This is a genomic window from Achromobacter sp. Root170, from assembly GCF_001428165.1.
Lineage (GTDB): Bacteria > Pseudomonadota > Gammaproteobacteria > Burkholderiales > Burkholderiaceae_B > Achromobacter > Achromobacter mucicolens.
The window spans coordinates 749,146-768,820 of the sequence record NZ_LMHN01000012.1 but is presented as its reverse complement, the minus strand read 5'-3'; the positions used below and the strand labels follow the sequence as shown (position 1 = coordinate 768,820).

21 protein-coding genes are annotated in these 19,675 nt (G+C 65.7%); 4 read left to right on the top strand and 17 right to left on the bottom strand.

Translation table 11 applies throughout. From position 1 onward, the window contains the following. Positions 1-27: 27 nt before the first annotated feature. The 9 genes from paaK to paaA all read right to left on the bottom strand — a co-directional run bounded on the left by paaK (position 28) and on the right by paaA (position 8,216). Positions 28-1,341, bottom strand: a complete 1,314-nt coding sequence (gene paaK, locus ASD87_RS13695; protein ID WP_056322344.1) for a phenylacetate--CoA ligase PaaK — start codon at positions 1,339-1,341, stop codon at positions 28-30. 36 nt (positions 1,342-1,377) lie between these two features. Continuing rightward, the gene (paaI, locus tag ASD87_RS13690; RefSeq protein WP_056322752.1) at positions 1,378-1,848 is read right to left on the bottom strand and encodes a hydroxyphenylacetyl-CoA thioesterase PaaI; all 471 of its coding nucleotides are present in this window, start codon (positions 1,846-1,848) and stop codon (positions 1,378-1,380) included. Beyond that, a complete protein-coding gene (gene paaG, locus ASD87_RS13685) occupies positions 1,848-2,636 on the bottom strand; it encodes a 2-(1,2-epoxy-1,2-dihydrophenyl)acetyl-CoA isomerase PaaG (RefSeq protein WP_056322341.1) in 789 nt (262 codons plus the stop codon). The genes paaI and paaG overlap by 1 nt, the downstream gene beginning before the upstream one ends. A 15-nt stretch (positions 2,637-2,651) precedes the next feature. Next, entirely contained in the window at positions 2,652-4,316 is a 1,665-nt protein-coding gene (gene paaN / locus ASD87_RS13680) for a phenylacetic acid degradation protein PaaN (RefSeq protein WP_056322339.1), read from the bottom strand. 47 nt (positions 4,317-4,363) lie between these two features. Continuing rightward, positions 4,364-5,452 carry a 1,2-phenylacetyl-CoA epoxidase subunit PaaE gene (gene paaE, locus ASD87_RS13675; RefSeq protein ID WP_056322336.1) on the bottom strand — a complete coding sequence of 363 codons (1,089 nt, stop codon included), beginning with the start codon at positions 5,450-5,452 and terminating at the stop codon, positions 4,364-4,366. A gap of 14 nt (positions 5,453-5,466) precedes the next feature. Further along, on the bottom strand, positions 5,467-5,973 hold the full coding sequence (gene paaD, locus ASD87_RS13670; RefSeq protein WP_056322749.1) for a 1,2-phenylacetyl-CoA epoxidase subunit PaaD: 507 nt from the start codon (positions 5,971-5,973) through the stop codon (positions 5,467-5,469). Continuing rightward, positions 5,970-6,734: a 1,2-phenylacetyl-CoA epoxidase subunit PaaC gene (paaC, locus tag ASD87_RS13665; protein ID WP_056322333.1), complete on the bottom strand. Its 765-nt coding sequence runs from the start codon at positions 6,732-6,734 to the stop codon at positions 5,970-5,972. The genes paaD and paaC overlap by 4 nt, the downstream gene beginning before the upstream one ends. A 16-nt stretch (positions 6,735-6,750) precedes the next feature. Next, on the bottom strand, positions 6,751-7,035 hold the full coding sequence (gene paaB / locus ASD87_RS13660; RefSeq protein WP_006388300.1) for a 1,2-phenylacetyl-CoA epoxidase subunit PaaB: 285 nt from the start codon (positions 7,033-7,035) through the stop codon (positions 6,751-6,753). A gap of 191 nt (positions 7,036-7,226) precedes the next feature. Further along, the gene (gene paaA, locus ASD87_RS13655) at positions 7,227-8,216 is read right to left on the bottom strand and encodes a 1,2-phenylacetyl-CoA epoxidase subunit PaaA (RefSeq protein ID WP_056322331.1); all 990 of its coding nucleotides are present in this window, start codon (positions 8,214-8,216) and stop codon (positions 7,227-7,229) included. Between the two features lie 172 nt (positions 8,217-8,388). Between paaA and paaX the strand changes: the two genes are divergently transcribed. Beyond that, positions 8,389-9,318 (top strand): phenylacetic acid degradation operon negative regulatory protein PaaX, encoded by a 930-nt coding sequence (paaX, locus tag ASD87_RS13650; protein ID WP_056322328.1) that lies wholly within the window; start codon positions 8,389-8,391, stop codon positions 9,316-9,318. 22 nt (positions 9,319-9,340) lie between these two features. On the opposite strand, the gene ASD87_RS13645 is transcribed toward paaX, so the two are convergent. Together ASD87_RS13645 and orn are read right to left on the bottom strand one after the other, a co-directional pair. Next, positions 9,341-9,979: an NAD(P)H-hydrate epimerase gene (locus tag ASD87_RS13645; RefSeq protein WP_056322326.1), complete on the bottom strand. Its 639-nt coding sequence runs from the start codon at positions 9,977-9,979 to the stop codon at positions 9,341-9,343. A 59-nt stretch (positions 9,980-10,038) separates the two neighbouring features. Then, the gene (orn, locus tag ASD87_RS13640) at positions 10,039-10,584 is read right to left on the bottom strand and encodes an oligoribonuclease (protein ID WP_056322323.1); all 546 of its coding nucleotides are present in this window, start codon (positions 10,582-10,584) and stop codon (positions 10,039-10,041) included. Positions 10,585-10,645: 61 nt separating this feature from the next. Between orn and ASD87_RS13635 the strand changes: the two genes are divergently transcribed. Together ASD87_RS13635 and rsgA are read left to right on the top strand one after the other, a co-directional pair. Further along, complete coding sequence (locus ASD87_RS13635) at positions 10,646-11,896, top strand: M48 family metallopeptidase (RefSeq protein WP_056322320.1); 1,251 nt, start codon at positions 10,646-10,648, stop codon at positions 11,894-11,896. Then, positions 11,893-12,795 (top strand): ribosome small subunit-dependent GTPase A, encoded by a 903-nt coding sequence (rsgA, locus tag ASD87_RS13630; RefSeq protein WP_056322317.1) that lies wholly within the window; start codon positions 11,893-11,895, stop codon positions 12,793-12,795. The genes ASD87_RS13635 and rsgA overlap by 4 nt, the downstream gene beginning before the upstream one ends. An 82-nt stretch (positions 12,796-12,877) precedes the next feature. Here the strand turns inward: rsgA and ASD87_RS13625 are convergent, their stop codons facing one another. Together ASD87_RS13625 and rplS are read right to left on the bottom strand one after the other, a co-directional pair. Next, positions 12,878-13,609, bottom strand: a complete 732-nt coding sequence (locus ASD87_RS13625) for a CoA pyrophosphatase (protein ID WP_056322314.1) — start codon at positions 13,607-13,609, stop codon at positions 12,878-12,880. Between the two features lie 124 nt (positions 13,610-13,733). Continuing rightward, positions 13,734-14,114 (bottom strand): 50S ribosomal protein L19, encoded by a 381-nt coding sequence (rplS, locus tag ASD87_RS13620; RefSeq protein ID WP_056322312.1) that lies wholly within the window; start codon positions 14,112-14,114, stop codon positions 13,734-13,736. A gap of 212 nt (positions 14,115-14,326) precedes the next feature. Between rplS and ASD87_RS13615 the strand changes: the two genes are divergently transcribed. After that, a complete protein-coding gene (locus ASD87_RS13615; protein ID WP_056322309.1) occupies positions 14,327-15,199 on the top strand; it encodes a DMT family transporter in 873 nt (290 codons plus the stop codon). A 19-nt stretch (positions 15,200-15,218) separates the two neighbouring features. On the opposite strand, the gene ASD87_RS13610 is transcribed toward ASD87_RS13615, so the two are convergent. The 4 genes from ASD87_RS13610 to cysD form a co-directional block, all read right to left on the bottom strand. Next, positions 15,219-15,695 (bottom strand): hypothetical protein, encoded by a 477-nt coding sequence (locus ASD87_RS13610; RefSeq protein WP_056322307.1) that lies wholly within the window; start codon positions 15,693-15,695, stop codon positions 15,219-15,221. A 76-nt stretch (positions 15,696-15,771) separates the two neighbouring features. Beyond that, positions 15,772-17,193 carry a PA0069 family radical SAM protein gene (locus tag ASD87_RS13605; protein WP_056322302.1) on the bottom strand — a complete coding sequence of 474 codons (1,422 nt, stop codon included), beginning with the start codon at positions 17,191-17,193 and terminating at the stop codon, positions 15,772-15,774. Positions 17,194-17,404: 211 nt separating this feature from the next. Beyond that, complete coding sequence (locus ASD87_RS13600) at positions 17,405-18,703, bottom strand: sulfate adenylyltransferase subunit 1 (RefSeq protein WP_056322301.1); 1,299 nt, start codon at positions 18,701-18,703, stop codon at positions 17,405-17,407. A gap of 42 nt (positions 18,704-18,745) precedes the next feature. Then, positions 18,746-19,654, bottom strand: coding sequence for a sulfate adenylyltransferase subunit CysD (gene cysD, locus ASD87_RS13595; RefSeq protein WP_056322299.1), 909 nt, complete (start codon positions 19,652-19,654; stop codon positions 18,746-18,748). Between the last annotated feature and the right edge of the window lie 21 nt (positions 19,655-19,675).

Here is a 19,675-nt window from a genome sequence, read left to right as displayed (position 1 = left end):
AAAAAGCAGCCTTGCGGCTGCTTTTTTTTACTTCGGACGCTTGTCGATCACCCGGCGCGCCTTGCCGGTCAACGTGCGTTCCACATGCCCGGCATCCGACACCTGGATGCGCGCGCTGACGCCGATGTGCGTCTTGACCGCGTGCTGCAACTGCTTGCCCAGGTTGGCGCGTTCAGCGTCGGACAGGCCCGAGAACTCGGCGCGCACTTCGGTCAGGATCTCCAGCTCGTCCATGTTGCCGGTGCGGCTCAGCACCAGCTGGTAGTGCGGCGCAAGCTGCGCGATCTTCAGGACCAGTTCTTCCACCTGCGTGGGGAACATGTTCACGCCGCGCACGATCAGCATGTCGTCGCTGCGGCCGGTAATCTTGCCGATGCGGCGCATGCTGCGCGCCGTGGGCGGCAACAGGCGGGTCAGGTCGCGCGTGCGGTAGCGCACGATGGGCATCGCTTCCTTGGTCAGCGACGTGAACACCAGTTCGCCCGGTTCGCCGTCGGCCACCGGTTCGCCCGTATCCGGGTTGATGATCTCGGCGTAGAAATGATCTTCCCAGACCACCGGACCGTCCTTGGTCTCGACGCATTCGCTCGCCACGCCCGGGCCCATCACTTCGGACAGGCCGTAGATGTCGACGGCGTCGATGCCGGCTTCGGCCTCGATGTCGGCGCGCATCTGGCCCGTCCAGGGTTCGGCGCCGAAAATGCCGATGCGCAGCGAGCTTTGACGCGGATCGATACCCTGGCGGCGCTGCTCTTCCAGGATGTTGCAGAAATAGGAAGGCGTGACCATGATGATGTCCGGACGGAAATCATTGATCAGCTGGACCTGCTTTTCAGTCTGTCCGCCCGACATCGGAATGACCGTGCATCCCAGGCGTTCGGCCCCGTAATGCGCGCCCAGGCCGCCCGTAAACAGCCCGTAGCCGTAGGCCACGTGCACCGTATCGCCGGGCTTGCCGCCCGCCGCACGGATCGAACGGGCCACCAGGTTGGCCCAGTTGTCCAGGTCGCCCTTCGTGTAGCCCACCACGGTCGGCTTGCCGGTCGTGCCGCTGGACGCGTGGATGCGCGAGATGCGCTCGCGCGGCACGGCAAACATGCCGAACGGATAGTTCTCGCGCAGTTCCTTCTTGGTGGTGAACGGGAACTTCGAAATATCGGACAACTGCTTCAGGTCGTCCGGGTGCACGCCGGCTTCATCGAACGCCTTTTTGTAGTGCGGCACGTTCTCGTACGCATGCTTGAGGGTCCACTTCAAGCGGTCCAGCTGCAGCGCCCGCAGCTCGTCCTGGCTGGCATGCTCGATAGGATCCAGTCCCGGCTTGCTCATGGTGTTGGGCATGATGATGTCTCTCTTCTCTTTGGTTCTGTAATGCAGTCAGGCGTCCGTGGGCGTCCCGACGATCTGGCCCTTGATGCGGTACGAACGTCCCCGGAACAAGGCCACGTTGCGGCCGTCCTGGTTGGTCACGGTGACGTCGTAGACGCCGGTGCGGCCAGCGAGCGAACGCTCCTGGGCCACGGCGGTCAGCAGGTCGCCCTCGAATCCCGGCGCCAGATAGTCGATCGTGCAACCCGACGCCACGGTGCTGACATTGCGGGAATTGCACGAGAACGCGAAGGCGCTGTCGGCCAGGGCGAAGATGAAGCCGCCGTGGCAAGTCTTGTGGCCGTTCAGCATGTCGGGCCGCACCCGCATGGTCAGCCGCGCGTAGCCCGGCGCCATTTCCTCGATCTTCATGTCCAGGCCTTGCGAAGCCGCGTCGCCGGCATACATCACCGAGCCCACGGCCTGCGCCAGTTCCTGCGGATCGGCCGGCACTTCAACGGGGGGAACGTGAACGCCCATCATTGCCCCTTGAACTGCGGTTCGCGTTTGCCCAGGAACGCGGCCACGCCTTCGGCATAGTCGGCGCTGCGGCCCAGTTCGCGCATCATGTCGCGTTCCAGGTCCAGCTGCGTGGACAGGTCATTGCCCAGGCTGGCCTGCAGCGCCCGCTTGGTGAACGCCAGGCCCTTGGTGGGCGCGGCCGCGAAATGCGTGGCCAGGCGCTCCAGCGCAGCGTCGAATTCCTCGTCGGCCACGCATTGCCAGATCAGGCCCCACTCTTCTGCCTGCTTGGCGCTCAGCTTGTCGCCCAGCATGGCCAGGCCCATGGCGCGGGCGCGGCCCACCAGACGGGGCAGCGCGAACGTGCCGCCCGTATCCGGAATGAGCCCCAGGCGGCAGAACGACTGGATGAAGTTGGCCGACGCCTTGGCGATGACGATGTCGCCCGCAAACGCCAGATTGGCACCCGCCCCCGCGGCCACGCCGTTCACGCCCACCACGACCGGCATGGGCAAGGCGCCCAGCCGGCGCACCAGCGGCGCGTAGAACTTGTCGACGGTCTCGCCCAGATCCGGCGGCGTGCCGTCGGGCGCGGGCTTGCGCTCGCTCAGGTCCTGGCCGGCGCAGAAACCGCGGCCGGCGCCCGTCAGCACCAGCACGCGCGCGCCTTCGGTTTCGACGCGGGTCAGCGCGTCGGCCACTTCCGCGTGCATGTTGGCCGTGAAGCTATTGAGCTTGTCCGGGCGGTTAAGCGTCAGGCGCGCGATGCCGCCGGACAGGTCGAATTGAATATCCTGGTAGGTCATGTGCGATCGCCCGGCTTAGATGTGACGGCGGGTTTGCACCACGCGGAAGCGGTTGGAGACGAACGCCGTGTCCGACAGCGCCGCGTTGGCCGCCGGGTTGGCGCCGGTGCCATGGAAGTCGCTGAAGGCCGCGGTCTGGTTGACGAACACCGCGCCGGTCAGGTTCAGCGACAGCGACACGCCCGACACTTCGGCGGCGTCCTGGATCTGCTCGGCCACGCGCTCGTCCGTGGTGTAGGCGGACAGGGACAGCGCGCCGTGCTCGATGACGCTGTCACGCGCCAGCTCGATGCTGTGCGCGGTGGAATCGGTGGCCACGACAAACGCGATGGGACCGAACCACTCCTGGCTGAGCGCCGGGTTGCCGGCCTCGGTGCGCAGCAGCAGCGGCGTGCGCACGCGCGCGTTCTCGAACTGCGGATGGACCAGCGTCTTGCTGTCGGCCACGACGGGCAGACCCAAGGCGCGCGCCTTCTCGATGCGCTCGACGATGCCTTCGTTCTGGATGGCGCCCGTCAGTTCGACGGCCTTGGCGGCGTCGGCGCCGACCTTTTCCAGCGCCACGCCCAACGCGGCGGCCACGTCGTCGAAGCTGACCCGGCCTTCGGGCGTGTTGATGCCGTCGCGCGGCACATAGATGTTCTGCGGCGCCGTGCACATCTGGCCGGAATACAGGGCCAGCGAGAACGCCAGGTTGCGGGCCACGCCCTTCAGGTCCGAGGTCGAATCGATGATGACCTGGTTCACGCCGGCCTTCTCGGTGTAGACCTGGGCCTGGCGCGCATTGTTCTCCAGCCAGTCGCCGTTGGCGGTGCTGCCGGTGAAGTCGACGATCTTGACCGCCGGGTCCAGCGCCAGCTTCTGCGCGGTGTCGTCACCCGCTTCATGGGCGGCAAGCTGCACGACGTCGGGATCGAAGCCGGCCTCCTGCAGCACTTCGCGCGCCACTTTCACGGTGATGGCCAGCGGCAGGATCGCGCCCGGGTGCGGCTTGACGATGACGGTGTTGCCCGTCGCCAGGCTGGCAAACAGCCCGGGATAACCGTTCCACGTCGGGAAGGTCGAGCAGCCGATCACCAGCGCGACGCCGCGCGGCACGATCGTAAAGTGCTTTTCCATGCGGATGGGATCGTTCTTGCCCTGCGGCTTTTCCCAGACGGCGACGCCCGGAATGCGCGACATCTCCTGCCAGGCGTAGGTGACGGCTTCGAAGCCGCGGTCCTGCGCGTGGGGGCCGCCGGCCTGGAAGGCCATCATGAAGCCCTGACCGGTGGTGTGCTGGACCGCGTAGGCGATCTGGAAGCTGAGCTTGTTCAGGCGCGCCAGGATTTCCAGCGACACGCCCACCCAGGCGCGCGGACCGGCGCGGCGCCAGTCTTCGAGGGCGCGCTTGGAAGCGGTGATCAGCTTGTCGGCCGGCACGCGCGGATAGGTGATGCCCAGGTCGAAACCATAGGGCGATTTTTCGCCGCCCACGACGCCGTCGGCATCGTGCAGGTTCAGCGGAAAGGGCTTGCCCTTGAGGGCTTCAAAGGCGGCGCGGCCCTCGTCGTTGGCGGTCTCGCCATAGTTGCGCGGGCTGGGCGACTCGGCAAACGGGCTCCAGTAGCCGCGCAGCGCGGCGGCTGCCAGGGATTGTTCCAGCAGGGGCTGGTGGCGTTCGAAGAATTTCTGGGACACGCTTGTCTCTCCAATAAGATTTGAATGCTTGCCTGGCGCGCGCCAGGTCAGGTTTCCTGGTCGAAGTCGATGACCAGCCGGTCGCTGACCGGGAAGCTCTGGCAGCTCAGGATGAACCCGCGCGCGACCTCATAGTCTTCAAGGGCGAAGTTGGCGTCCATGTCCACCTCGCCTTCAATCACCTTGCAGCGGCAGGTGGAACACACCCCGCCCTTGCACGAATACGGCAGTTCGATGCCCTGCGCCAGCGCCGAATCCAGCACGCTGTCCTTGTTCTTGTCGATGACGAACATGCGGCTATGCCCGTCCTGCACCACGGTGACCTCGCACTGTCCCTTGCCGGGCGCCTGGCGGGCATCCTGGCCGGTGCGCAGCGCGCGCGGGCCCTTCGGCGCGCCGAAGAGTTCGAACTTGATGTTCGACTTCGGGATGCCGCGCGCCTGCAATCGTTCGACCACGCTCTCCGTCATGGTCTGGGGACCGCACACAAAAGCGTAATCGATATCCTCCGGGCTCATCCAGGCCGACATGAGCTGATCGACCTTGTCCCCGTCCAGGCGGCCGTTGAAGAGTTCGATGTCCTGCGTCTCGCGGCTCATGACGTAGACCAGCGAAAAGCGGTCCATGTACAGGTTCTTCAGGTCTTCGATTTCCTCGCGGAACAGCACCGCGGACGACGCGCGGTTGCCGAAGAACAGGGTGAACTTGCTCTTGGGTTCGGTCGACAGCGCCGTCTTGACCAGCGAAAAGACAGGCGTGATGCCGCTGCCCACCGCGAAGGCCACATAGTGGCGCTGGTTCTCGGGCGAGAAATCCACCGTGAAGTTGCCGGCCGGCGCCATGACTTCGAGCGTCTGGCCAGGCTGCAATTCGTGATTGGCCCAGCTTGAGAACACGCCCTCGTCGACCTTCTTGATCGCGACGCGCAGGAGCTTGTCGCGCGGCGCCGAACAGATCGAATACGAACGACGCAGTTCTTCGCCGTTGAGCTGCGTGCGCAGCGTCAGGTACTGGCCGGGCTGGAAGGCAAATTCTTCCGTCAGCGCCTCGGGCAGGTCGAAGGTCACGACCACGGCGTCGCGCGTGTTGCGCGCGACGGACGCCACCTTCAAAGCATGGAATTGGTTCTGGCTCATCTCGAAACCACTCTTTAGTGAGTCTTGAAATAATCGAAGGGCTCGCGGCACGAGACGCAGCGATACAGCGCCTTGCACGACGTGGAGCCGAAATTGCTGACCAGGCGCGTGTCGCGCGACCCGCAGCGCGGGCAGGCGATGGCCGGCGCGGCCGCGCGGCGGCTGATGCCCGAGATGTCGATGGCGCGTTCGGCGGGGGCCGCGATGCCGTAACCCTTGAGGGCCTCGCGGCCTTTTTCGGTCATCCAGTCGGTCGTCCAGGCGGGCGCGAGGCGCGTTTCCACCCGGACCTCGGGCACGCCGTGGCGTTCGAGCGTCTGGCGGATGTCCTGCGTGATTTCGCGCATGGCGGGGCAGCCCGAATAGGTCGGCGTGATGACGACGACACAGGCGTCGCCGTCCCACGACACGTCGCGCACCACGCCCAGGTCCACCACGGACAGCACGGGGATCTCCGGATCGGGAACCTCCTGCAGCCAGGCGTAGACCTGGTCGGCGGAAATGGGCGCGAGCGCGTTCACCACGTGGCTCCCGGGTAGGCGCGGGGCAGGTATTGCATTTCGGCCAGCACGTAGCCCAGCGCCTCGGTGTGCTTGCCCTGGCGGCCGCCGCGGTGCGCCGCGTGGTTTGCGGCCGCCTCGTCGGGCACCGTCAAGGTGGCTTCCTCCAGCACTTCACGCACGTGCGCAAGCCAGGGCTGGCGCAGCGCGGCCAGCTCACAGCCGATGCCGCGCGCCGCGAGGTCCTGGTCGATGGCGTCGTCGGCAAAGAGCTCGCCGGTGAAACGCCACGCGTCGTCGATGGCGGCCTGCATCTTGGCGTGGCTTTCGGCCGTGCCGTCGCCCAGACGCACCACCATGTCGGAGGAACGCCGCACGTGATAGGTCACTTCCTTGAGCGACTTGGCCGCGATGGCCGCAACGCGCTCGTCGGCGGACGTCTCCAGGCGCTGCAGCAGGAAGTAATGCCACACGTCGAACAGGAATTGCCGCGCCATGGTGTCGGCGTAGTTGCCGTTGTCGCGCTCGACCAGCAGCGCGTTGCGGAATTCGTGCGCGTCGCGCAGATAGGCCAGCGCGTCCTCGTCGCGGCCCGCGCCCTCGACCTCGCCGGCCAGCGTCAGCCACATGCGGGCCTGGCCCAGCAGGTCCAGCGCCGTGTTGGTCAGCGCCAGGTCTTCTTCCAGGATCGGACCGTGGCCCGTCCAGGCGCCCAGCCGCTGCGACAGGATGAGCGACGTGTCGCCCAGACGCAGCAGGAATTCAAAGAGTGCTTTATCCATGTCTCCCCCACCCGCCTTACATGTGCTTGATTTCTTCAGGCATCGGGAAGAAGGTCGGATGCCGGTAGACCTTGCTGTTGGCCGGCTCGAACAGCGGATCCTTGTCGCCCGGGCTGCTGGCCGAAATATCGGAGGCGCGCACCACCCAGATGCTCAGGCCCTCGTTGCGGCGCGTATACACGTCGCGGGCATGATTGATCGCCATTTCCGCATCCGGGGCATGCAGGCTGCCCACGTGCTTGTGCGCCAGGCCGTGCTGGCTGCGGATGAAGACTTCCCACAGAGGCCAGTCTTTGCTCATGATGGATTTCCTCTAATGCCGGGTGCGCATCGCACGGCCGGTCTGCAATAAATAAAAAGAAGGTGTCCAGAAAGTCACGCATCCCGAAGCGCCAGCAAGGGCCAGCGGGGCCGCGCGGATCCGGGCTCCGCCGGTCCGCTGCGGCGCCCCCCTGGGGGGGAAGCGCGCAGCGCTCCGGGGGGGGAACCACCTCAAGCGGCTTTACGGGCGGACTGCTTTTCGGCGTGGGCGACCAGCGCGTCGCGCACCCAGGCGCCGTCCTCGTGCGCCTTGACGCGCGCGGCGAGGCGTTCGCGGTTGCAGGGGCCGTTGCCCTTGAGCACGGCGTAGAACTCGGTCCAGTCGATTTCGCCGAAGTCGTAGTGACCGCGCTCGGCGTTCCACTTCAGGTCAGGATCGGGGACGGTCAGGCCCAGGTATTCGGCCTGGGGCACGGTCTGGTCCACCATCTTCTGGCGCAGCTCGTCGTTCGAGAAGAGCTTGATCTTCCAGGCCATCGATTGGGCGCTGTTGGGCGAATCCGCGTCCGACGGGCCGAACATCATCAGGGCCGGCCACCACCAGCGGTTCAGCGAGTCCTGCACCATCGCCTTCTGTTCGGGCGTGCCGTGCAGGCACATCTGCATGAGCAGGTCGTAGCCCTGGCGCTGGTGGAAGGACTCTTCCTTACAGACACGTACCATGGCCCGCGCGTACGGGCCGTAAGAACAGCGGCACAGGGGAATCTGGTTGATGATCGCCGAGCCGTCGACCAGCCAGCCGATCATGCCGATGTCGGCCCAGCTGAGCGTGGGGTAATTGAAGATGCTGGAGTACTTGGCGCGCCCGGCGTGCAGGTCGTCTATCAGGTCGTCGCGCGACACGCCCAGGGTTTCCGCGGCGCTGTACAGGTAGAGCCCGTGGCCCGCTTCGTCCTGCACCTTGGCCAGGAGGATGGCCTTGCGCTTGAGGGACGGCGCGCGGGTGATCCAGTTGCCTTCGGGCAGCATGCCCACGATTTCCGAGTGCGCGTGCTGCGAGATCTGGCGAATCAGGGTCTTGCGGTAGGCCTCGGGCATCCAGTCCTTGGCCTCGATGCGGACGCCGTCGTCGATGCGCCGCTGGAACGTCTGTTCCAGGCCTTCAAGCTGGTCCGCGGTCTTGACCTGCTTGACGCCGGTTTCGACGAGTTGAGCGTACATAGTTGTCTCCTTGAGACGGTTTGCGAAAACGCAAAGCAAACGCTGCGCAGTGCCGTCATGTCATGGATCGATTATTTAATACAAAAAATTCATTGTCAAACTCAAATCTGTATCACATTGGATTTATGTATCATATCCAGCATCCCGATATCGGCCGTCCGCGGCCCTCCTTATGGCAAACCCTCAGTCGCCCCTGGAACGCGCCCTGTCCCGCTTATTGAAAAGCGATCCGCCCCGCGCGAAATCGCTCTGCGTCAGCGTGCTGGGCGATGCGCTCGCGCCCCACGGCGGCGCCATCTGGCTGGGCAGCCTGATCGAGCTGCTCGCCCCGCTGGGCATCAACGAACGCCTGCTGCGCACCAGCGTCTTTCGCCTGGTGGCGCAGAACTGGCTGCAGTCCGAACGGCACGGCCGGCGCAGCCTGTACCTGATCTCCGAGCAAGGCGCGCGATATACGTCGCACGCGTCGCAACGCATCTACGAAGGCGGCGTCAAGGAATGGAACGGGGAATGGACGCTGGTCGCGCTGCCCCGCACGGGCAACGGACTGGCTGAACGCGGCGAGTTGCGCCGCGAATTGACCTGGGAAGGCTTCGGCATGATCGCGCCGGGGCTGTTTGCGCATCCCCACACCGAGGCGCGCGCCGCGCACGAGATCCTTGAGAAGCTGGGCATTCCGGACCGCGCCCTGGTGCTGTCGGCCCGCGATCTGGCCGGGGCCGGCGGGCTGCCCATCGCCAGCCTGGCCACCCAGTGCTGGAACCTGGACGACGTGGCCGAGCAATACCGGCAGTTCTCGCGCAATTTCGGCCCGCTGGAAAAGCTGCTGGACGACGCGCCCTCGCCCGCAGACGCATTTACCGTCCGCGTCATGGTGCTGCACAGTTGGCGCCGGATCGTCTTGCACGACCCGCAGCTTCCCGCCCCCATGCTGCCGGACAACTGGCCCGGCCACGCAGCCCGCGACCTATGCGGCCGGCTCTACTGGAAGGTATTCGATCCGTCCGAGATCCACCTGGATGCCCTGGCCGGCCAGGACAACGAACGCTATCGCCCGCTGTCGCCCGAGGTCGAAACCCGGTTTGGCGGACGGCCGGCTTGAGTTGCCCCCGCGGTGCGGCAGCTCAGCGGTCTGCGCTGTCGGCGGGCATGACGACGCCCAGCGTATCGACGTGGCACTCTCCGGCGGCCGCGCGTCCCGCGCCGGGAAGCGACAGCCCGCGGCTGACCGCAATGAAAGATAACGTCCACCGCGCCTGAATCGGGCGGCCCAGCGCCGCCCCGCTGTCGGCCTCGATGCCGCTGGGCACATCCAGCGCCAGCACCGGCACCTGCAAGACATTGACCGCATCGATCAGGGATTGCCATTTGGCATCCAGGGGACGGTTCAGACCGATGCCGAACAGGCCGTCCATCACCAGATCAGGGGACGGTCCGTCAGGCAGGTCGTCGTGCGTGCGCGCTTGTCCGCCTGCGGCCAGCCAGCCGGCCCAGGCACGGGCAGCGTCGGCGGGCAGCTTGCCGGGGCCGGAAGGCAGCACCACATGGACATCGAAGCCCCGCGCCAGCAGCAGCGTGGCCGCTTCCAACGCGTCCCCGCCGTTATTGCCGGGACCGGCCAGGGCAAGCACCGAGGCCTTCGCGGGCACCCGCGCGGTAACGAAGTTGGCGGCCGCGGCGCCCGCAAGCGGCATCAGGGTGCGCCCGGATGCCAGGGCGCGCTGCTCTGCAAGACGGATCTGCGCGACGGAGTAGGACGGCATAAGCGAAGCGCGGCGGCAAGGCCGTGTGTCGTTTGGAACCCGGCGGTCCGCCGCCGGTCTCAGACCTTCAGGAAATGCTCGCGGTAGTACTTGAGTTCGTCGATGGACTCGTAGATGTCGGCCAGCGCTTCGTGGCGGCTCTTTTTCTCGAATCCCTTGTAGACGGCGGGGGCCCAGCGGCGCGCCAGCTCCTTGAGCGTGCTGACGTCCAGGTTGCGGTAATGGAAGAACTGTTCCAGGCGCGGCATGTACGCAAACATGAAACGGCGGTCCTGGCTGATGGTGTTGCCGCACATCGGCGATTTTCCGGCCGGCACATGCTGCGCAAGGAACGCCAACAGCGTATCCTCTGCCTGCCCCTCGGACACCGTGGAGGCCTTGACCTTGTCGATGAGCCCGCTTTTGCCGTGGGTGGATTTGTTCCAGCTGTCCATGGCGTCGAGCAGGCTGTCGGATTGGTGCACAACAATCACCGGCCCTTCGGCCACGACCGTCAGGTCAGGCTCGGTCACCACGACGGCGACCTCGATAATCCGTTCTTTCTCGGGGTCCAGCCCCGTCATTTCCATGTCGAGCCAGATCAGGCGGTTTTCGTTCGCAGCCATATAATTTGCCTTTAAAACACGCGATTTTCGCACATCCCTTCTTGAGCAAAACGCATTGCCCATGTTCACACTGCTGTTCGTTGCCTTCCTGCTGACCGATATTGCCGTGCGCATGTGGCTGGCGTCGCGCCAGATCCGCCACGTCGCCCGCAATCGGGACCAGGTGCCTGCGGAATTCTCCCATCGCATCGGGCTGGCCAGCCACCAACGGGCGGCCGATTACACCGTGGCGCGGGTCAGGCTGGGCATGCTCGAACGCACCTACGACGCCCTCGTGCTGGTCGCCCTGACGCTGTTGGGCGGGCTGCAGTTCATCGACCTTGCGGTCAGCCAGCTTACCAGCAACGACTTCGTGCGGCAGATGCTGCTGCTGGTGACCGTGGCGCTGGTGCTGGGGTTGCTGGGCCTGCCCTTCACGCTCTGGCGCCAGTTCAAGCTGGAAGCGCGCTTTGGCTTTAACCGCATGACGCCCGGGCTGTTCGTGGCCGATGCCCTCAAGGGCCTCCTGGTCGCCGCCGTGCTGGGTTTGCCTCTAGCCGGCGCCGTGCTGTGGCTGATGGGCAGTGCAGGCGCCTACTGGTGGATCTGGGCCTGGGCGCTCTGGACGGTGTTCAACCTGGCGCTGCTGATCATCTACCCGATGTTCATTGCCCCCCTTTTCAACAAGTTCACGCCGCTTTCCGACCCCGAACTGGCCGGCCGCATCCAGCGCCTGGCCCACCGCTGCGGCTTTGCCTTGAACGGACTCTTCGTCATGGACGGTTCGCGCCGCTCGGCGCATGGCAACGCCTACTTCACGGGCTTCGGAAAATCCCGCCGCATCGTGTTCTTCGACACGCTGCTCGCCCGCCTGAACGCCGACGAAATCGAAGCCGTGCTGGCGCACGAGCTGGGGCATTTCGCCAAGCGTCACATCATCAAGCGCGTGGTCTTCAGCTTTGCCGCCGCGCTGGTGTTCTTTGCCATCCTGGGTTGGGTCGCGCAGCAACCGTGGTTCTATGTGGGCCTGGGCGTGCTGCCGCAACTGGGTGGCCGCAACGACGCCATGGCCCTGTTGCTGTTCTTCCTGGTCATTCCCGTATTCACCTTCATGTTGACGCCGCTTGCCAGCTGGTATTCCCGCCGCGACGAATTCGAAGCGGACCGCTATGCCGCCGAGCAAAGCTCGCCGGACCGCCTGGTTTCCGCGCTGGTCAAGCTGTACGACGACAACGCCGCCACCCTGACGCCCGACCCCGTGCATTCCGCCTTCTATGACAGTCACCCGCCTGCCGCCGTGCGCATCCGCCACCTGATGGCGGCCGCCGCATGAGCGCGCTAATGGAAGGCCGCATCATCGCCGCGCATGGCCGCCACTACACCGTGGAACTGGCCGACGGCGCGCTACGCAAATGCTTCCCGCGCGGCAAGAAGACCGGCGCCGCGGTGGGCGATCGGGTCAAGATCACGCCGCAAGGCAAGGACGAAGGCGCCATCGACGCCATCCTGCCGCGCAGCAACCTGCTCTATCGTTCCGACGAAATGCGGTCCAAGCAATTTGCGTCCAATGTGGACCAGCTGTTGATCGTCGTGGCCGTGCGGCCCACCTTTTCGGACGACCTGACGGGCCGCGCCCTGGCGGGCGCATGGAGCGCAGGCATCGCGCCGCTCATCATCCTGAACAAGACGGACCTGACCGACGAGCTGCCGGCCGCCCGCGCGCGGCTTGCGCCCATCGCGGCGCTGGGCGTGGATGTCATCGAACTGAGTGCGCTCGAGCCCGAAAAGGTCCACACCCTGCTCGCGCCGCGCCTGGCTGGCCGCACCAACCTGCTGCTGGGGCAAAGCGGCATGGGCAAGTCCACGCTGCTGAACGCACTGGTGCCGGACGCCGCCGCCGCCACGCGCGAGCACTCCACCGCGCTGGACATGGGCAAGCACACCACCACCAGCACCCGGCTCTACCATCTGCCGGCGCCGGGCGGCGACCTGATCGATTCGCCGGGATTCCAGGCATTCGGGCTGCATCACCTGACCCGTGACGACATCATTCGCGGTTTTCCGGAGTTCACGCAGCCCATCGAGGAATGCCGTTTCTACAACTGCACCCACCGCCACGAGCCCGGCTGCGGCGTGATGGCGGCGTTGCAGGCCGGCAGGATCGATCCTGCTCGCTACGCGCTGTACGAACGCATCCTTGAGGAAAACCTGGCGGGCCAGCAGCGCTACTGACGCTTGGCGCCGCGCCATTGAAAACGGCCCCAATCGGGGCCGTCAGCGTGTGCGGGCCGCGAAACCCCCTGCCCCAGGCGCGTCAACGCGGCGTGAATCCGTGGCGCAGCAGGTGATAAAGATTGCGCAGCATTCCCGCGGTCGCGCCCCAGATGAAATGCTTGCCATACGGCATGCCGTAATACTGGCGCACCCGCCCATCATCCAGCCGGGCTTCGTACAGGCGGTGATTGGCCGGGTCCATCAGAAAGGACAGCGGCACCTCGAACACCTCGGCCACCTCGAACGCATCGGGCGCCAATTCGAACCCCGGCCGCACCAGCGACACGACGGGAATGATCGAAAAGCCGGTGGCCGTCAGGTACGGCGGCATGCTGCCCAGGACTTCCACGTGATTGGCCGGCAAGCCGGTTTCTTCTTGCGCCTCGCGCAGCGCCGCCGCCACGGGCGTGGCGTCGCTGGTCTCGATGCGACCGCCGGGAAAACTGATCTGGCCCGCGTGATCATGCAGGTGCGCCGCACGCTGCGTCAGCATGATGTTCACGCCCTCGTCACGGGTCACCAGCGGAATCAGCACGGCGGCAGGCACCGGCGCGCCCTCTCGTCCGGGATAGCGCAGATCGTTGTCACGCGATAACTCCAGCGTCCAGGTGGACGGCTGGCTCAGCGTGCCTCGCAGCGAGTCCGGCGTGAGCAGACGGGTCGGCACGGGCGGCAGCGATTCGTTGGCCACTACCCACGGTTGCGTCGCGGGATCGAAGCCGGGACGCGCCAGCGGCCGTCGGGGCCGCGCGGAAGACGAGGAATCAGACATACGGCTCAGAAATAAGAAAAAAGGCACCCTCGCAGGTGCCTTTTTAACCCGGAAACCCGTGCCGGACGGAAACGCGGGTTGGCGTGTACGTCCGACACTGGCAGGGCCGTGTACCGATAAGCGATCAAGCCGCGTTGGCTTGCTTGCTGACCAGCTTTTCCTTGATGCGAGCCGACTTGCCCGAGCGCGAGCGCAGGTAGTACAGCTTGGCGCGGCGCACGTCGCCGCGGCGCTTCACTTCGATGCTGGCGATTTGCGGCGAGTACAGCTGGAACGTACGTTCCACGGCTTCACCCGACGAAATCTTGCGCACGGTGAACGCGGAGTTCAGACCGCGATTGCGCTTGGCAATCACAACGCCTTCGAAAGCCTGCACGCGCTTGCGGGTGCCTTCGACAACGTTGACGCTCACGATGACGGTGTCACCAGGAGCAAATTCAGGCTTGGCTTGACCGCCGGTCAGACGGGCAATTTCTTCCTGTTCCAGGATAGCGATGAGGTTCATGTGAACTCCTAGATCATCATGCCTTTGCGGGGTAATACTTTTGCCGTTCAGTATTGTGAGTGCTATGCCGCAAGCAGAGGATGAGATTTGGCAAACCGATGATTCTACACCAAAAATTCCGCTAAGCCTCGGGTAACATGTGCGGCTTGAGCATGGTTTGCGGTACCCTTCCAACTCCCTGTAACAAACACGTCATCTGACGCTGTTCCCTCATGTCGTACTCGTCCCTGTTATTGGTCGTCCTGGCGGCGATGGCCCACGCCACGTGGAACCTCCTTGCCAAGCGCGCGGCCATGGTGGGCGCGCCCTTCGTCTTCGCGTACGGCCTGTGCGCCTCGGTGCTGTATGCGCCCTGGGTGATCTGGGTGTTGATGCACGACGGCATGAACTGGACCTGGCCCGTCGTCGGGGCAATCCTGGCGTCCAGCCTGTTGCATCTGGGCTACAGCCTGTGCCTGCAACGCGGCTATCAGGTGGCCGACCTGTCCGTGGTGTATCCGATTGCCCGGGGCACCGGCCCGTTGCTTTCCACCACGGGAGCCTTCCTGCTACTGGGCGAGCCAGCCACCCACACCGGGATTGCGGGCATGCTTTGCGTGGTGGCCGGGGTGCTGCTGATCGCCACCCAGGGACGGCTGGCCATCTTCAAGCAGCCGCAGGCGTGGATCGGCGTGCGCTGGGGTGTGGTGATCGGCCTGTTCATCGCCGCTTATACGGTGGTGGACGCGTACGGCGTGAAAGTGCTGCTGATCAGCCCGGTGCTGTTCGACTGGTTCACCTGTGTAACCCGCACCGCGATGATGACGCCCCACATGCTGCGCCGCCCCACGCATTCGTGGGAATCCATGCGCGGACATTGGCACCTGGCGCTGGCCGTGGGCTTTTTGTCGCCGCTGGGGTACATCCTGGTGCTGTATGCATTGCGAAACGGCGCGCCGCTGAGCCTGGTGGCCCCTGCCCGCGAAATGTCCATGATGCTCGGCACCCTGGCCGGCATGTTCCTGCTGCGTGAAAAAGTGGGCGTCGGCCGTCTGGCCGGTTGCGTGTCCATTCTGGCGGGCGTGATCCTGTTGGGATCGAGCTGACCGCCGCGTGGCGGCGTTTTCAGAATCCGCCCGCCACGCCCAACCACATCAGGCCGGGAATCATTGCGCCCCAGGCCAACACCAGCACGACGTCGGTGATCATGGCTTTCATGGTGAGCTGGTTGCCAACGGGCTGAGCCTTGGCGTCACCGATGCTGTGATCACGCGCGCCCGAGGCGACCGGCACGGCTGCGGGAGCGGGAGCGGCGGCCGGAGCCGAAACGCTCGCCGGGGTGTCGACCGCGGGAGCGCCTGCCGCAGGACCGCCTGCCGCAGGACTGATGGCCACTTCCTCAGGCGTGGGCGCCGGCGGGAACGGCCAGCGGGCCGGCATGCGGGTGGCACGCGTGCGCGGGCCAGAGGCCGAACCGCTCCAGGGCAAGGCCATGCCCGTCAGGCTGGCGCAGAACGCGCGGGCGCGGTTGGCGCCGCGGCGCAGCGGATTCAGGGAAACGGCAAGCTCATCCTGCAGGACGGAAAAATCAGCGGTGTTCATGGGAACTCCTTGGATAAACGTTCCAGCGCCGAGGCGATTCGCCCTGGCATGCACCCGAGGCAACGGCAGCCTGCGGTCAGTCGAACAAAGACAATTGGCCGGCGGCCATGGCGCGCAACTGGCGCGCACCGCGCCCGTACGCGCCGCTGACCGCGGGCAAACCACCAGCAAAAGGGACCCCTGAAGACGCTTTCGCGCCAGCCGGGGATGGAAAATCGGAGTCGACACCGCCGGCATCACCCGGCGGAACCGCAACCGCAGCCGCGGACGCAGCGTCGAAAAGCGACGCCGAAGCGCCAGGCCCCACGGGCGGCGCGAAGCGGCTGCAATCGAGCGACAGGCGCGTGCGGTTGAGCCCCAGCTTGCGCGTCGCGACCGCGAAGCGCTGGCGCAGCAGGTCAGCCCAGATGCCCGTCCCGTGCATGCGTGACCCGAAGTTGGGATCGTTGCGGCGGCCGTTGCGCAAGTCTTCGATGCGATGCAGCACGCGCTGCGCGCGGTCCGGATAGTGGGCGTTGAGCCAGTCTTCGAACAGGGTCTTGACCTCCCAGGGCAGGCGCAGGACCGTGTAGCTGGCGTAGTGCGCGCCGGCGGCCTTGGCCTCCTGGAGGATGTGTTCCATGGATTCGTCGTTGATGAACGGAATGACCGGGGCCACCAGCACGCCCACCGGCACGCCGGCGTCGGTCAGGCTGCGCACCGCTTCAAGGCGGCGCCACGGCGCGGCGGCGCGGGGCTCCAGCGTGCGGGCCATGCCGGCATCCAGCGTGGTGATGCTGATGTAGACCACCACGAGGTTCTGCTGCGCCAGGGCGGCCAGCAGGTCCAGGTCGCGGGCGACCAGCGCGTTCTTGGTGACGATGGTGACCGGATGCCGGGTTTCGAGCATGAGCTCGAGCATGCCCCGCGTCAGGCGCCAGTCGCGTTCGATGGGCTGGTAGGCGTCGGTGGCCGAGCCAATGTTGATGGGCGACGGCTTGTAGCCGGGCCGGGACAGTTCGGCGCGCAGTGCCTGCACGGCGTTGGCCTTGGCCACCAGCCGGGTTTCGAAGTCCAGCCCGGGCGAATAGCCCAGGTAGGAATGCGTTGGGCGGGCATAGCAATACACGCAACCGTGCTCGCAGCCGCGATACGGATTGGCGGCGACGTCGAAGGGGATGTCCGGGGAATCGTTGCGCGACAGGATCTTGCGCGCTTCTTCCGCAGTGACCGTGGTCTTGGGTGCGGGCGGCGCGCAGCGGGTGTCGGGCAGGATGGGGATAACGGACGAGCGGGCGGAAGAACGGGCGGCGTCGCCAGCATCCGGGGCGTTATCGGGGACGGAATCGATGAAATCGGCCGGCAGACCGGAAGCGGACCAGCCATCGTCGACCTGGACGCGGTCATCGCTCTGAAAGCGATGCCGAACATTAGTAACCGCACCCCGACCGCGCAAGGCGGCGGGGGCGGCAGCCGGGGACCCAGAACCGGCGGGAAAAGAATGATCGGTGCGTGCCATAAAAACTACTGTACAAAAACACAGTGGTTTTGACAAGCACCAAAAGCCTTTTCGTCAGACAGCCCAACTTTACCGCAAGAAGAAGACATCGTCTGAACAATTCGATTTCATCTTGCGATATCGCCCGGAAACCCGCGCCAACACTAGATTTGGACGAAAAACAACACGAAAATCGGGCGCGAAATTCAGCGATTTCGCCCCTGTTTGCGGCTTACCGCAGCATGCCGGCGGCAGCCGTCTGATGCGTGGCCTCGTCGATCAGAATGAACGCGCCGGTTGCCGCCACATCGTCATAACGATCGACCGCGAGCGACTCGCGCGTGGTGAGCGTCACGCGTCCGATGTCGTTCATGCGCAGCGTGCTTTCGGTGTTCTCGACTTCCTGCAGTTCGTGGATGTCCCGATGCGACAGCACCGCACGCACCTTCGCCGACGTCAGGCGCGTGCCCGACTTGAGCAGATACTTGCGCGCCGGATTCAGGGCCTGCGCGTCGAGCCAGCACAGCTCGGCTTCGAACTCGCGCGACACCTGCGCCGGCGCGGCCGTGTGCACGATCACGTCACCGCGCGACACGTCGACATCGCGGTCCAGCACCAGCGTGATGGAGTCGCCCGCCACCGCTTCGTCAAGCGTGCGGTCAAAGGCGCGCACTTCCTGCACCACCGCCGTCACGCCAGAAGGCTGCACCGTCACCGCGTCTCCCGGGCGCACCACGCCACTGGCGAGCCGGCCCGCATAGCCGCGGAAATCATCGGCGCGCTCGCCGCCATGACGCGCAACCCACTGCACCGGAAAACGCAGCGGCAACGCGCGGCCGTCGCCCGACAAATCCAGCGACTCCAGGAGCGCGAGCAGCGGCTGCCCGTCGTACCAGGGCGTCTTGCCGGACAGCGTGACGACGTTGTCGCCGCTCAGCGCCGACAACGGCAATGCGTCGAAATGCGCGATGCCCAGCTTGCCGGCCAGGTCCGCATAGGCGTCGCGGATGCGTTCGAAGACGGCGCGGTCCCAGTTCACCAGGTCCATCTTGTTCACCGCGACGACGATGTGGCGTATGCCCAAAAGGCGCGCGATGGTGCTGTGCCGCTTGGTCTGCGGCAGCAGCTTGCCGTCGGCGGCGCGGGTCGCGTCGATGAGGATGACCGCGACATCCGCGGTCGATGCGCCAGTCACCATGTTGCGCGTGTACTGCTCGTGCCCCGGCGCATCGGCGATGATGAATTTGCGCGTGGGCGTCGAAAAGTAGCGGTACGCCACGTCGATGGTGATGCCCTGCTCGCGTTCGGCTTCCAGGCCGTCCGTCAGCAGCGAGAAATCGATGCCGTCGCCCGCGACGCGCTTGTGCTTGGCGCGCGAGATCGCATCGAGCTGGTCGGCAAACACGCCCTTGCTGTCATACAGCAGGCGGCCGATCAGCGTGGACTTGCCATCGTCGACGGAGCCCGCCGTGATCAGGCGCAGCACGCCGGTGTCGGCGCCGGAAAGAAAGGAATCGTTCAGTGCGTTCATGAGGGTCCCCAGACGCCGGCATGCGCCGGCGCGTCTTTTCGTTCAGAAATAGCCTTCCTTCTTGCGGCGCTCCATGGAGGCCTCGGAAGTCTGGTCGTCCATGCGCGTGGCGCCGCGCTCGGTGATGTCCGTCACGGCGGTCTCGGCGATGATGGCCATGGTGTCGCCGGCGTCGGAGGCGACCGGGCACGTGCACGAGATATCGCCCACCGTGCGGAACCGGACCGACAGGCGTTCGACCTGTTCCCCCTCGCCCGGCGGCGTCAGACGGGTGACGGGCACCAGCAGACCCTTGCGGCGCACCACTTCGCGCTCGTGCGCGAAGTAGATCGACGGCAGCGCCAGCTGTTCGCGCTGGATGTACTGCCAGACGTCCAGCTCGGTCCAGTTCGAGATCGGGAAGACGCGCATGTTCTCGCCGCGATGCACGCGCGTGTTGAACAGGCTCCAGAGCTCGGGACGCTGGGCCTTGGGATCCCACTGGCCGAACTCGTCGCGGAACGAAAAGATGCGTTCCTTGGCGCGCGCCTTTTCCTCGTCGCGGCGCGCGCCGCCGATGCAGGCGTCAAAGCCGAATTCCTCGATGGCCTCCAGCAGCGTCACCGCCTGGGCCGCATTGCGCGAGTCGGTCTCGCGGCGCAGCACGACGCTGCCGCGCTTGATCGAATCCTCGACGCTGCGCACGATCAGCGTCTCGCCCAGCTCGGCCGCGCGGGCATCGCGAAAGGCGATCACCTCGTCGAAGTTGTGGGCGGTGTCGATGTGCATCAGCGGAAACGGGAAGCGGCCAGGCCGGAAGGCCTTTTCGGCCAGGCGCAAGAGCACCACGGAATCCTTGCCCCCCGAAAAAAGCAGGACCGGCTTTTCGCATTCGGCCGCGACTTCGCGCAGGATGAAGATCGCTTCCGATTCCAGCCAATCCAGGTGGCTGCGTTGAATAACAGCAGACATAGGTTTTCCCCTAAAACGATT

Coding starts and splice junctions, on each gene's coding strand:
- rplS (WP_056322312.1), bottom strand. CDS start 14,114: ATGAACCTCATCGCTATCCTGGAACAGGAAGAAATTGCCCGTCTGACC.
- paaI (WP_056322752.1), bottom strand. CDS start 1,848: ATGGGCGTTCACGTTCCCCCCGTTGAAGTGCCGGCCGATCCGCAGGAA.
- cysD (WP_056322299.1), bottom strand. CDS start 19,654: ATGTCTGCTGTTATTCAACGCAGCCACCTGGATTGGCTGGAATCGGAA.
- ASD87_RS13625 (WP_056322314.1), bottom strand. CDS start 13,609: ATGTCTGATTCCTCGTCTTCCGCGCGGCCCCGACGGCCGCTGGCGCGT.
- orn (WP_056322323.1), bottom strand. CDS start 10,584: ATGGCTGCGAACGAAAACCGCCTGATCTGGCTCGACATGGAAATGACG.
- paaX (WP_056322328.1), top strand. CDS start 8,389: ATGGCAAACCCTCAGTCGCCCCTGGAACGCGCCCTGTCCCGCTTATTG.
- paaK (WP_056322344.1), bottom strand. CDS start 1,341: ATGCCCAACACCATGAGCAAGCCGGGACTGGATCCTATCGAGCATGCC.
- paaC (WP_056322333.1), bottom strand. CDS start 6,734: ATGGATAAAGCACTCTTTGAATTCCTGCTGCGTCTGGGCGACACGTCG.
- ASD87_RS13605 (WP_056322302.1), bottom strand. CDS start 17,193: ATGGCACGCACCGATCATTCTTTTCCCGCCGGTTCTGGGTCCCCGGCT.
- ASD87_RS13645 (WP_056322326.1), bottom strand. CDS start 9,979: ATGCCGTCCTACTCCGTCGCGCAGATCCGTCTTGCAGAGCAGCGCGCC.
- rsgA (WP_056322317.1), top strand. CDS start 11,893: ATGAGCGCGCTAATGGAAGGCCGCATCATCGCCGCGCATGGCCGCCAC.
- paaE (WP_056322336.1), bottom strand. CDS start 5,452: ATGAGCCAGAACCAATTCCATGCTTTGAAGGTGGCGTCCGTCGCGCGC.
- paaG (WP_056322341.1), bottom strand. CDS start 2,636: ATGACCTACCAGGATATTCAATTCGACCTGTCCGGCGGCATCGCGCGC.
- ASD87_RS13615 (WP_056322309.1), top strand. CDS start 14,327: ATGTCGTACTCGTCCCTGTTATTGGTCGTCCTGGCGGCGATGGCCCAC.
- paaB (WP_006388300.1), bottom strand. CDS start 7,035: ATGAGCAAAGACTGGCCTCTGTGGGAAGTCTTCATCCGCAGCCAGCAC.
- paaA (WP_056322331.1), bottom strand. CDS start 8,216: ATGTACGCTCAACTCGTCGAAACCGGCGTCAAGCAGGTCAAGACCGCG.
- ASD87_RS13610 (WP_056322307.1), bottom strand. CDS start 15,695: ATGAACACCGCTGATTTTTCCGTCCTGCAGGATGAGCTTGCCGTTTCC.
- ASD87_RS13600 (WP_056322301.1), bottom strand. CDS start 18,703: ATGAACGCACTGAACGATTCCTTTCTTTCCGGCGCCGACACCGGCGTG.
- ASD87_RS13635 (WP_056322320.1), top strand. CDS start 10,646: ATGTTCACACTGCTGTTCGTTGCCTTCCTGCTGACCGATATTGCCGTG.